The 12,331-nt window shown below is 40.6% G+C and carries 9 protein-coding genes; all 9 read left to right on the top strand.

Annotated features, from left to right (window positions below):
- The first annotated feature begins 18 nt into the window (after positions 1-18).
- Entirely contained in the window at positions 19-4,272 is a 4,254-nt protein-coding gene (locus ACMA47_RS23285) for a beta-ketoacyl synthase N-terminal-like domain-containing protein (protein WP_413931698.1), read from the top strand.
- Entirely contained in the window at positions 4,260-4,559 is a 300-nt protein-coding gene (locus tag ACMA47_RS23280; RefSeq protein WP_002977699.1) for an acyl carrier protein, read from the top strand. Before ACMA47_RS23285 ends, ACMA47_RS23280 begins: the two co-directional genes overlap by 13 nt.
- Positions 4,550-5,332, top strand: a complete 783-nt coding sequence (locus ACMA47_RS23275) for an alpha/beta fold hydrolase (protein ID WP_413931697.1) — start codon at positions 4,550-4,552, stop codon at positions 5,330-5,332. Before ACMA47_RS23280 ends, ACMA47_RS23275 begins: the two co-directional genes overlap by 10 nt.
- Positions 5,325-7,727, top strand: a complete 2,403-nt coding sequence (locus ACMA47_RS23270; RefSeq protein ID WP_413931696.1) for a glycosyltransferase — start codon at positions 5,325-5,327, stop codon at positions 7,725-7,727. Before ACMA47_RS23275 ends, ACMA47_RS23270 begins: the two co-directional genes overlap by 8 nt.
- A 3-nt stretch (positions 7,728-7,730) precedes the next feature.
- The gene (locus ACMA47_RS23265; RefSeq protein ID WP_413931695.1) at positions 7,731-9,014 is read left to right on the top strand and encodes a condensation domain-containing protein; all 1,284 of its coding nucleotides are present in this window, start codon (positions 7,731-7,733) and stop codon (positions 9,012-9,014) included.
- Complete coding sequence (locus tag ACMA47_RS23260) at positions 9,011-10,264, top strand: phthiocerol/phthiodiolone dimycocerosyl transferase family protein (protein ID WP_413931694.1); 1,254 nt, start codon at positions 9,011-9,013, stop codon at positions 10,262-10,264. Before ACMA47_RS23265 ends, ACMA47_RS23260 begins: the two co-directional genes overlap by 4 nt.
- A gap of 71 nt (positions 10,265-10,335) precedes the next feature.
- A complete protein-coding gene (locus ACMA47_RS23255; RefSeq protein WP_413931693.1) occupies positions 10,336-10,809 on the top strand; it encodes a hypothetical protein in 474 nt (157 codons plus the stop codon).
- A 208-nt stretch (positions 10,810-11,017) separates the two neighbouring features.
- Positions 11,018-11,848, top strand: a complete 831-nt coding sequence (locus tag ACMA47_RS23250; protein ID WP_413931692.1) for a helix-turn-helix domain-containing protein — start codon at positions 11,018-11,020, stop codon at positions 11,846-11,848.
- Positions 11,849-11,894: 46 nt separating this feature from the next.
- Complete coding sequence (locus ACMA47_RS23245) at positions 11,895-12,311, top strand: hypothetical protein (protein WP_413931691.1); 417 nt, start codon at positions 11,895-11,897, stop codon at positions 12,309-12,311.
- Positions 12,312-12,331: the final 20 nt, after the last annotated feature.

The following is a 12,331-nucleotide window of genomic DNA, read 5'->3' as shown; positions in this document are numbered from 1 at the left end:
ACACTGCATAAACAAAGTATGAAAAAAACAGATGTTGCTGTAATTGGTCTATCCTGTGTCTTTCCCGGGGCACAGGATGCCAACACTTTTTGGCAGAATATTGTCAATAAAGTCGATTCTACCGAGCTCGCTCCAGCGGATCGGATAGATCCGGTTCATTTCAGTGATACCACAAGTCCCGTTGACCGTTTTTACTGTCAGCGTGGAGGATTCATCCCTGACTATACTTTCGATCCTACCGCATTTGGTATCCTGCCATTAGCCGTTGAAGGAACGGAACCTGACCATTTGCTGACCCTTGATCTGGTACAGAAAGCACTGGAAGATGCAGGCGTATTTCAAAAGAATATTTCCCTTGAAAAAACGGGAATTATCATCGGTAAAGGAAACTACACAGGTCCGGGCGCTACCCGAGCTATCGAAATTGTAAGAACCGGAGAACAGATTTCTTCCTTATTACAGGAATTGCTGCCTCAGGTTTCTTCTGCAGATATTGAAAAAGTAAAACATGCTTTCCAACAGCGTAAAGGCCGTTTTGCAGCAGATACTGCCATGGGATTAATTCCCAATCTTGTTGCCTCTCTTGTAGCCAACCGCTTCAATTTAGGAGGCGCTGCCTTCACTGTAGATGCCGCCTGCGCTTCTGCTTTGATTGCTGTAGATCATGCCGTACAGGAACTTCAGAGAGGTCGTTCCGATATCATGATCGCAGGAGGGGTACACACAGGACAAAATGCTGCTTTCTGGAGTATTTTTGCCCAGCTGGGAGCTATGTCCCGCCAACAGCAGATCAAGCCGTTCAGTATGGATGCAGACGGTCTTTTGATTGGTGAAGGTTGTGGTTTCGTAGTCTTAAAAAGACTGGAAGATGCAGTTCGTGATCAGGATAAAATCTATGCCGTAATCAAAGGTGTAGGCGTAAGCAGCGATGGTACCGGAACCAGCGTGATGAGCCCTTCTGTAAAAGGTCAGTTAAAGGCTTTAGAACAGGCGTGGATCAATGCTGATTTAGATAAAAATAAAGTGGGATATCTTGAGGCTCATGGCACAGGAACACCCCTTGGAGATAAAACAGAGCTTCAGACCTTAGCTCAGTTCTTCGGAAAAGAAGAAGCAGCTCCGGCTGCGGGTATCGGATCTGTAAAGTCCAATATTGGGCATGCCATGCCAGCTGCTGGAATTGCAGGATTAATTAAAACTTGTCTTGCCTTACATCACGATACTTTGCCACCAACTTTATATTGCGAAAATCCGACTTCGGAGATGAAGAATACAAGGTTTGAGCCTGTACAGGAAGCCAAAAACTGGTCAAAAACAGGACTACCAAAAGTAGCCGCAGTGAATGCTTTCGGATTCGGAGGAATCAATGCCCACGTTGTTTTGGAAGGCTATGATATGCCGAAAAAAGATCAGGTATTAATCCTGGCCAGACCAACCCATGAAGAACTGCTTTCCGCATTACAAAATAATGAAACAACCATTGGTGAAGGAGATTTTAGGGTTGCTATATTCGATCCAACGCCTGCAAGACTGGAAAAAGCTATTAAAATTGTTTCCAAAAATATCACCTGGAAAAACAAGCAGGACATCTGGTACACTTCTACTCCATTACTAAAAGATGGCGGTAAAGTAGCCTTTGTATTCCCTGGCTTAGATGGACTGGCAAAAGGTGAGGTAGAGACTGTGAGCCGTTATTTTGATCTCACAGCCCCTATCGAAACAGAAGGTGAAGGTCTTTTAACCGATGCCTTAAACATCTTCAACAACTGCAGTATTCTTGATAATTCACTGAAAAAACTGGGAATTATTCCGGATATGAACGCAGGACACAGTTTAGGAGAATGGCTGGCAGGTTACTCTTCGGAATTAGCGGAAGCCAACTCTGTAAAGGCTTTAATTGATGTGCTGAATCCTGAAACTTTTGAATTAAAAGATTCCAAGTTCATTGCCATAGGAGCCGGAATTGAGGTGATAAAACCTTTTATTGCAGAAATTTCAAACCTTTATGTTTCCAATGACAACTGCCCTAATCAGGTGATTCTTTGTGGAAGCAATGCCGCTCTGGATGAATTGGTTCCTTTATTAAAAGTAAAACAGATCTTCCATCAGGTATTACCGTTCCAGTCAGGATTCCACTCTCCTTTTATCGCTGATAAACTGGATGTAATCCTTGCGGGAATGGAAAAAGCACAGTTCCAGCAGACGAAAATCCCATTATGGTCTGCTACCACATTAGAACCTTATCCTGCAGATCAGGCAGCGATCAGAAAACTGAGTGCCGAGCATTTGGTAGAACCTGTTCGTTTCCGTGAACTGACCGACAAATTATACGAAGAAGGCGCAAGAGTCTTCATTCAAGTAGGAACTGGCGGTCTGATTGGATTTATTGATGATACTTTAAAAGGAAAAGCTTTCAGTACGATTGCATCCAGCGTTCCAACCCGTTCTGCATTGGCTCAGTTGCAGCGTGTAGTCGCTTCTTTGTTTGTGGAAGGGAAAACAATTGCCCTTGACTTTTTAGAGATTCAGAATCATCCGAAAAGATCATCAGGAAAAGGCATTAAGCTGGAATTAGGATCTCCTATCATCCGCAATTTTAAAGAAGTAAAAGCTTTGGCTCAGTCATTGGATACGCCAAAACAATATACAGCAACAGCTTCAGCTATTGCTACAAAAAGCGGTCATCCACTGGTACAGGCATTCCAGGATAACGTTGCCGATATGATCCGTATGCAGGAAGAAGTATTGACCTTATTCCAAAACCGCCCGGAAATCACCATCCAAAGACCTGCACCTATAGCTCCAGCAGCCCCACAACCAGTGAGAAGTACAAACTTTACAAAAGATCTGTATGTAACACTGGAAAGTCATCCTTACCTGATCGATCACAGTTTATTGAGGCAGCCAAAAGGATGGGCTCATGTCGCAGATATGGAACCGGTTATTCCGATGACGATGATTTTTGAGCAATTAGCAGAAATCGCAGAAACCGAAATCCCGGGAACATTGGTTCATAAAATCATGAACGTAAGTGTATTCCAATGGATGAATGTGGCTAAACCTTTCGAAAAAACCGTAAAAGGAGAATGGCGTTCAACTAATCACGCTTATCTCGATATTGAAAACTTTGCCAACGCAGAAGTGGTTTTAAAATCTGCTCCTGTTCCGACACCTGATTTCAATCTTTCCATCGGTAATCTTTTACCTATCGAAAGAACCCCTGAAGAAATCTACGACATGCACATGTTCCACGGAGATAAATATCAGGGAATTACTGAAGTTTCAGCCGTTGGAGACAAAGGAATCATCGGAAAAATAAAAGGAAACGGTGGTAAAGGTTCTTTGCTTGATAATGCAGGACAGCTATTCGGGCTTTGGCTTCAGCTTACGTTGGTGAAAGACCGTATTGCATTCCCTGTAAAAATCAGAGATATAGAATTCTTCGGAGATATGCATGATCAGGAAGGCATTTTTGAATGTACCTGTATGCTGACCGAACTTAATGATGAATTTGCCATCGCAGATATCATCCTGAAAAGAGAAGGAAAAGTATGGTGTGCCATTACAGGATGGCAGAACAGAAGACTGGAAATTGATGCCGCTTTATGGAATGTTTCCATGTCACCGCTGCACAACCGCCTTTCGGAAGAGATTGCTCCTGAAGTTTTCTTCTTCCACCAAGCCTATACAAGAGTAGCATCATGGGATTTTATCCTGAAAAGATATTTCAACCAAACGGAAAAGCAACATCACCAGCAATTGTTACCTAACAAAAAGAAAAACTGGATGGTAAGCCGTGTGGCGGTGAAAGATGCCGTAAGAAACCTTCTTCGTCAGGAAAAAAATCATGCCTGTTTCCCAATCACGTTTGAAATCCGTTCCGATGAAGTGGGGAAACCTTACCTCATCAGTGATTTCACAGAAGACATCCATATTTCCTTAGCTCATAAAGGAAAAGAAGCTGTAGGAATCGCGAGATATGGAAAATCTGTAGGAATTGATATGGAGCTGATGGAAGAACGCAGTTCAGGATTCTACGACATGGTATTTACCGACAAAGAGTTAACCTTATTAAAAGACAGAGATCAGGCAGAATGGACCACTCGTTTCTGGGTAGCCAAGGAAGCTTATGGAAAGTTCCTTGGAACAGGACTCAAAGGAAATCCTAAAGCCTTCGAAGTCGAAATGATAAAAGACGATCACTTGTGGATCAACAACATTGAAATCAAAACTATTAAACATAAAAATTATATTATCGGATGGACACTGTAAACGCAACATTAAAAATGAACCACGAAGAACTTTTTACTTTATTAAAAGGTTTTATTACTGAAGTGATAGGTGCTGAATTTGTAGAAGAGATGGATATTACTCCTGAAAGTTCATTCACCAAAGATCTTGAAATGGACAGTATTGAAATTGTCTCTTTCTCTGAAAAGATCAAGGCGCATTTTGGCGATCAGATCGACTTTACAGGTTGGTTATCTTCTATGGATCTTGACCAGCTGATTAATCTTGACCTTAGTATGATCATCAATTATATCTACGAATGCCAATAATCACAGTCAATAACAGACAAGTTCATATACAGGAACTCAACAAAGGAGCCGAACAAACCGTGGTACTCATCCACGGTATGTTCAGTAACCTGTCCATTTATTATTTTAATATTGCCCCGGTGCTGGCAAAGCATTTCCATGTGGTGATGTACGATCTGAAAAGCCACGGTATGAGTGAACGCTTTTTGGATGGGTACGATCTTGACAACATGTCATCCGATTTAATAGGTTTAATAGATCACCTTCAACTGGAAAATGTACACCTTGTCGGCTATAGCTTCGGAGGTCTTATTGCGCTGAAAACAGCTTTGGAATACCCAGATCGCGTGAATCAGCTTGTAGTGACGGAAGCTCCGGATCCTCAGGACGAAAAAGCCCGTAACATCATTGATGAATACAGCAAAGAATTTCTTGAGCATTATGTCGCCAATTTTACAGACACCACCAAAGTGCAGATGGGCAAAAGACAAATGGAAAAGAACCACCGTATGTATGAATTTCTGTTTAACCAGACCAGCATTAAAGCAGATATGATTAAGGAAAAACATTTCCTGGGTGAAACCGATTTCAGCAAACTGACGGCTTCCACTCTATTGCTTTATGGCGCTGATTCCAATTGCAGACCTACCGGTGAGTGGCTGCAATCTCAAATCAGCCAGTCTGAACTCGAATTAATTCCGGGTGATCATAATATTCCTATCCAGGAACCTCAGCTCATTGCTGAAACGATTGCTCAATTTTTATCTAAAATTTTAACACAAAACCATGGCTAAATTTGCATTTATAGTTCCACCATTGACAGGTCATGTCAACCCTACCCTAAGCATCGGTGCTACCTTGCTGGAGAGAGGACATGAAGTAGCCTGGATCAGCCTTGACCCGACTTTAGAGGCTAAACTTCCCGAGGGAGGAAAATTATTACTGATCCAATACGATCAGACCGACGAAGAAAAGAAAGAAAGTGAACAATATCTCGATATTATCTCCAAAAAAGTAGTGTATGGTATAGACAGTGTTAAGTTCCTGTACGAAGAGGTTCTTATCCCGCTGAACAGACATTGCTATAACGGAATTGTTTCTTTATTAAAAATAGAGCAGCCCGATTTGGTTATCGGGGACCATCAGTTATTTGCAGCCCCGGTTGCAGCCAAAACTCTTGGTATTCCTTATGCCACTTCTGTTACCGCTCCGGCAGCCATCAAAATTATGAATGAGCTTCCAAAAGTACACGAATGGGAAGTGAATCAAATCATCGATTTGCAGAAAGAATTGGGCTTCCAGGAAGAACGTTCTCTGGCAACTTCAGATCTGTTGACACTTGTTCTGACTTCCAGTTATTTCTTTGGTGAAATGGAAGATCTGCCGTCTCAATATCAATTCACAGGTCCGGTTCTTACAGAAAGACGTGTTTCATGTGAATTCGACTGGGAAAAATTAAAAAGCAAAGACAATAAAAAGATCTTAGTAAGTATCGGAACTACCTTCGATCACGATCATAAAAAAGCATTCTTCCAAAAGGTGATTGATGCTTTTAAAGATGAAGATTTAACCGTTGTAGTCGTTTCTGATCCACAGCTTTTCGAGCAATGGCCGGATAACTTTATGGTGTATCAACAAGTTCCGCAACTGGATCTGCTGCCTCATCTTGACGGCGTAGTGTGCCATGGCGGTCATAATACCGTTTCTGAAACATTATCCAACGGTATTCCTTTGGTTGTGATTCCGATTGCCTATGACCAATCGCATGTTGCAGGACGTGTGGTGCGTACCGAAGCAGGTGAACGTCTTAATTTTAACCGATTTAAAGCCAATCACCTGAGAGAAGCAGTACAGCAGATTTTAAATACTCCAAGCTACCGTGAAGCAGCCCAGAAAGTAGGTCAGTCTTTTGTGGAAGCAGGAGGCTCAGCTACAGCAGCTACCTTATTGGAGCAGGCTCTATCAAAGGCTTCAAAACCTGAAAAACCATCTAAATTTTTATTCGTAGTTCCACCGTTTTTTGGACATGTGAGCCCTACGCTAAGTGTGGGAGCAAGTCTGATTGCCCGCGGACATGAAGTAAAATGGTTCGGGATTACCCCTTTAGACAGTAAACATATTCCTGAAGGAGGTTCTTATTTCTATCCTGAAGAAGATCTTATTCCGTATCAGGAAGAAATCGCCCGTATTTTAAAAAGACAGGATGACGGACCCGCATGTTCCGGACCTGAAGTGATGAAACTGGCACTGGAAGAAACCTATGTTCCTTTCGCTAAAATGATGATGCCGGGATTAACCAGGCTGACAGAAAGCTGGATGCCGGATGTGATTGTGAACGACTGTATCACTTTCGGAGGGGCTCTTTTCGCTCATAAGCATAATATTCCTTGTGTAACGACAACACCTGTGCCACCGGATGTGATGGGCGATACGGAAAAAAGTGCTCCAAAAATCTGGGAATGGCAACAAAACCTCATCAAAGATCTTCAGAAAGAAGTAGGCATTCATGAGGAAGGTATTTACATCCATTCTCACAAACTGAATATGGTGTTTACATCTCAGGCCTTCGCTGGTTTTGAAACTGTTCCTTCTCATATGAAATTCGTAGGTCCTGTAAAAGGCCGTCCTAACGATGCTCCGTTTGACTGGGATAAATTAAACGCTTCTACCACTCCAAAGATCTTTGTATCATTGGGAACTTTATTGGTAGACATCAGAAAGGCCTTCTTTGAAAAAATCATCGCTGCATTTAAAGACCAACCCGTAACAGTGATTGCCGCTACTCCACCGGAAATCTTTGAAGAATGGCCGGACAACTTTATTGTGAACAGCTTTGTTCCTCAGTCGGCAGTGATGCAGCAAATGGATATGGTAATTTGTCACGGTGGCTTCAATACGGTTAATGATACTTTCCGTAACGGTTTACCGATGTTAATCACTCCTATCGCTTATGACCACTTCCATATTGCAAAACTGATTGAGCAGGCAGGCTGTGGAATCAGTATCCGATATAAAAGGCTGCGTGTGGATGCTCTTCGTGAAACCGTTTTTGAATTGTTGGAAAATCCAAAATACAGAACCGCTGCTCAGGAAGTCCGCAATACATTCACCCTTGCCGGAGGAAACGACAAAGCCGTAGAACTATTAGAAAATTTTGTACACGAACATTCAATATTAGCTTCAGTGTAGCCTATGAATCAACCTATTAAAAGAAGATTGCTATTTGGAGAACGTATGTTATTGGGAGACGGCTCAGAACCCTTTAACGCAGTCATTCCGTTCAGACTGAGAGGTACCTTTACTTTAAAAGATATCCAGCAGGCTCTGGCCCGGATCCAAAATAAACACCCATGGCTGAGAGCATTCATCAGCCATGATGAAAAAAATATTCCATGGTTTAATGTTCCTGAAAAACCTGTTTCTATTCCTGTCAGAATCGTCACCAGACAAAGTGAAGATCAATGGCAGGAAGAATCCAGAAAAGAATGGAACACCACCTTTAATTACGAAAAATTACCCCTGATCCGTTTTATCTGGATCAAGGGGGAAAACGTTTCTGACATGCTATTTGCGTTCCACCATTGTCTTTGCGATGGTGGTTCTGCAATGGCCTTTTTAAAAGAATTTCTCATTGTTCTGGACAATCCGGCTGCCGATATCGGAGTAGAAAACCCGATCATGGGAATCCAGGATGTGGTTCCTTCACATATTCTGAACAGCAGAAGACAAAAACTGAAAGCCAGATTTATAGGAAGATTGGCTGCTACAGCGATCAAATGGCTTCCGGTAAACAAAAAACCTGTTGAAAGACAGAATGACTATCTGATCCATGGAAAACTGGATGAAGAAACAAGTCAGCAAGTTATCGCTTATTGCAAATCTCAGGAAGTTACTGTCAATACATTTTTGAGTGTCGCATTATTACATTCATTTAAAAAAGTAAGAGGCAACAAATCCTTCAACAAGGTTTCCTGCCCGGTAGACATCAGACGTTTTGCTAAGCAGATTAAAGCAGATCATATCTTCGCTTTCGGGTTGATGATTGTGATTTCTTTGGATGAAAAACTAAGCTTTACAGAGAATCTGCGTGCGATGCAGAAGTACGTGGAACAAAAAGCCTCCAAGCTGGATCCATACACTACGATGATGGTTATGGAGTCCGGACATGATGCGCTGAAAAGCTTCACAAGGCTGTTAAAGAACGGAAAATCTTCCAACGACTGTATGTTTTCTAATCTGGGACCTCTTCAGATTCCTCATGAATATAAAGAGTTTACAGTAGACACTATCTTCAGTCCATCAGTCATTGGTCCGCTGGGAAATACCACTACCCTGGTGGTTTCTACTTACCGTGGAAGAATGGATTTTTCAATCATAGGAAGCGAAGGTTATTTACCGCATGAAGAAGTAACAGCCATCCGTGATGAGGTTCTGCGTACAATTTATTCACAAATTAAACAGACAGCAGTATCATGATCAAAAGACCTTTAATGATGGTGGAAAGGATCATGTATGTAGATCCGGAAACACCTTTAAATTGTATTTATACTGCAAGAATCAAGGGAGAAATTCCTGAAGAAAATTTTAAAACGGCTTTAATAAGAATTCAGCAGAAGCATCCTATTCTGAGAACCAATATTGATCATAACAAAGGGCGCTATCCTTTTTTTATGGGACAAAGAGATATTGAACCCATTCCCCTTCGTATTGTAGAGCGTAAAACGGACGAAGATTGGTTTAAAGAATCTGAAAAAGGATGGTTTAAACTTTTTGAAACTCCCAAAAAACCACTGGCCGAAGTAGTATGGGTAAAAGGACAGGGCACTTCCGAAATTCTTTGGATTATGCCTCACTGCATTTCCGACGGGACCACCGGAGTCACTTTAATGCGGGAACTTCTAAGCTTACTGGACAACCCTTATGGTCCATTAATTCCTTATGTTGCTTTTGAATCTGTGGACGATTTCCTGCCTTCGGATTTTAACACAGGAATAAAAAAATATAAGGCCAGTCTTTATCTGCTGTTCGCTAAAATATTCTTTTCCATACAGAAGAAAAGCAAAAAGAGAAATCAGGGAAAAAACTACGCTATTCACTGGAAAATGACCCCAGAGGACAGCAAACTGATCACTGAAAAATGTAAAGCCAACGGAATTTCTGTGCACGCTTTACTGTGTTCTTCGGTAATGCAGGCCTTCCGTGATGTTCAGGGAGACCGAGCTAAAGGTAAGGTGATCAGCCCTGTAGATGTGCGCCATTTTATTCCGGAAATTAAAGATGATCATTTGTTTGCTTTTGCCCCAACAGTAGAACTTTCCTTAAAAAAAAGCAGCCAAGATGTTCTGAGTAACGCCAAAGAGATCAAAAAGGATCTTATTGAGAAAATCAACAAGCTGGAAGCCCGTGAACTTCTGTGGATGGGTGAACATATGCATCCTGTTGTGGAGCGTATGATCAACATGCTGAAATCCAGCGAAGGCGGACATGATGTAACCCTCTCCAATATGGGAAAGGTCAATATCCCGAATGATTATAAAAATTTCAATCTGGAAACAGTTTTTAGTCCTACCGTGGCTTTCCCATGGCTGAACTCAAATACGTTAGTCACCAGTACATACAACCAACAGATGGATTTCACTTTCATGTCCAATGAAAATTTCCTTCCCAAAGAGGAAGCTCATCTGATAAAAGATAAAGCCATTGAGCTTTTGACCACCTCTCTATGAAATTTAAAATAAAGCCTCCGAAGCCCAAACCTATAAAGAAAACCACCCTCAAACGCTTTCTCATTAAGCGTATGATTTATTATGTCCTTCCGAATGTATTTTTTAATTTCATCATCGCCTATGCCAGTTTCAAAGAATTAGGCTACACGCATTTTTTCTCAGGAACTCAAAACCTGGCCCGTCTTACCCTGCCTATGGCCATTTTCCTTCCGGTGGTTCTCACCATTGATATCATCAAAAGAGTAACGGATGCCGCCAGCCAGGAAGCTATAGAGTTTACGGTAGATGAACAGTTGAATATTAAAAAACTTATGACCAGGCTCAGCATTTTACATGGTTTGATTACCGGTTTATTGGTATTATCTCTGCTTTTTATAGGACAATATAATTTCTCAAAAGATTATAAACTGGATGCTACGGCAATGGCTGTAGTAGTAGGTACATTGGCGGGGATACTGTCTGTTATTTTTGTGTATTTACCAGTATGGAGACTGAGAAGATGGATGTACAAAGTGACATCAGTACCTGCAGAGGCAAACCCATGATTTTTAGACAAAAGCAGCTATAATACTGTATATCATTTAATTAAAATCAAAAAAAAGATAACGATACCCGGATGATCATGAAATCACCGGGTATTTTTACGCAAAGACCGACTTAATTTTTTTCTTTAAAACTCAATATTTGGTAAATTTTTTATATTTATATGAAAAATTTGCAAGAATTTTTCTTGGACAGAATGACTAACAATGTATGTACAAAATAACGGATCAGTTAAAGAATATAGGATTCAGTATCAATCGTTTAGATTACCTTATCAATAGAAATAAAAACAAAAGAGAATTCAATACCCTGGAATATTTTTGTATCTATATCATTCTGGAAGATATCCAGTTAACGATAGATAATGTTCCCTACCCACTAAAAGGGGGAAATATTGCCTTTGTTGGACCACAAAAGAAAATCGTTTTTGGAGAAACCAAAAGATCGGATGTGTATTCCATTGCTTTTTCATCCAGTTTTTATGAAAGATCAACCAAAGACAGCCTTTTTATCAATTCGCAGCTTTTTTATAATTATAATTCTGAAATATTTATCGCTCCTTTCTTCAATGCAGAACAGATGAGAGTGATATTTCTGGAACGCATGGAAAGTTTCAGGAAAAAGGACGAAAGCCTGTATATATCTGCTGCCCATAATGCCATAGAAAGACTGATGCTGGATGCCCTTTTACATATTCCCACCGAAGAAATCAAAAAGGATATCAAATTTGACTATATGTACTATGTCAACCGGTTCAAAATTCTACTGCAAAGAGATTACAAAAAAGCAAAGAAAGTGGCTTACTATGCGGAAGAACTTAATATCTCTTCAAGGAAACTTACCGAGATGACAGAGTATGTACTGGGCAAAACAGCCAAGCATATCATCATTGAAAAACTCATTATTGAATGCAAAAAAGCGCTGAATTTTTCAAATTCCACTATCTCTGAAATATCTTATGACCTGGGTTTCAGCAATGAAGGAAATTTCACCAATTTTATTAAAAAACATACCGGAAAAAATCCCTCAGAAATGAAATAATTTGTATATTTACATAAGTAACCTTTTGGGGAAAAATACAGGTTATATGCTTGCAAAGTACATTATATTCATTTTGTTCTATTTTGCTATTACAAAATCATTTGCCCAGGCAGCAGACGGTTTAAGGCTTAACGTAAGGCTTTATCCGGTACAGATGCTTGCTATAGGCTCAGGATTTTCGGACGATGGAAACGAGTCTTCCTTCCGGGAGGTTCAGTCTGTAACCATCTCAAGTCCGACAGGGTTTCAGCTGAATGCAAAATATAATGAATATCGCAGTACAATCGGTAATTCCGAAAGCAACAGAGAAAAGTTTGAAGAATATCCTCTTATCAACCATTCTAAAGGAGTGGTTCAGGAGCAATATCCTATCCAACATGAGAATGAAAATGCTATGGAAAATTTAAGCGTTAACAGAAGTGACGATGAAAATTTTTTAATATTAACTCTAATTTCTCAGTAAAAAATTAAGCAAGGCCTAAA

The organism is Chryseobacterium sp. T20, from assembly GCF_047345655.1.
Classification (GTDB): Bacteria; Bacteroidota; Bacteroidia; order Flavobacteriales; family Weeksellaceae; genus Chryseobacterium.
Note: the sequence above shows the minus strand (reverse complement) of the source record. Positions and strands in the feature narration are given on the sequence as shown.

Bases quoted from the DNA above. Each gene is read 5' to 3' on its own strand.
- ACMA47_RS23285 (WP_413931698.1), top strand. From the start codon at position 19: ATGAAAAAAACAGATGTTGCTGTAATTGGTCTATCCTGTGTCTTTCCC.
- ACMA47_RS23280 (WP_002977699.1), top strand. From the start codon at position 4,260: ATGGACACTGTAAACGCAACATTAAAAATGAACCACGAAGAACTTTTT.
- ACMA47_RS23275 (WP_413931697.1), top strand. From the start codon at position 4,550: ATGCCAATAATCACAGTCAATAACAGACAAGTTCATATACAGGAACTC.
- ACMA47_RS23270 (WP_413931696.1), top strand. From the start codon at position 5,325: ATGGCTAAATTTGCATTTATAGTTCCACCATTGACAGGTCATGTCAAC.
- ACMA47_RS23265 (WP_413931695.1), top strand. From the start codon at position 7,731: ATGAATCAACCTATTAAAAGAAGATTGCTATTTGGAGAACGTATGTTA.
- ACMA47_RS23260 (WP_413931694.1), top strand. From the start codon at position 9,011: ATGATCAAAAGACCTTTAATGATGGTGGAAAGGATCATGTATGTAGAT.
- ACMA47_RS23255 (WP_413931693.1), top strand. From the start codon at position 10,336: ATGATTTATTATGTCCTTCCGAATGTATTTTTTAATTTCATCATCGCC.
- ACMA47_RS23250 (WP_413931692.1), top strand. From the start codon at position 11,018: ATGTACAAAATAACGGATCAGTTAAAGAATATAGGATTCAGTATCAAT.
- ACMA47_RS23245 (WP_413931691.1), top strand. From the start codon at position 11,895: ATGCTTGCAAAGTACATTATATTCATTTTGTTCTATTTTGCTATTACA.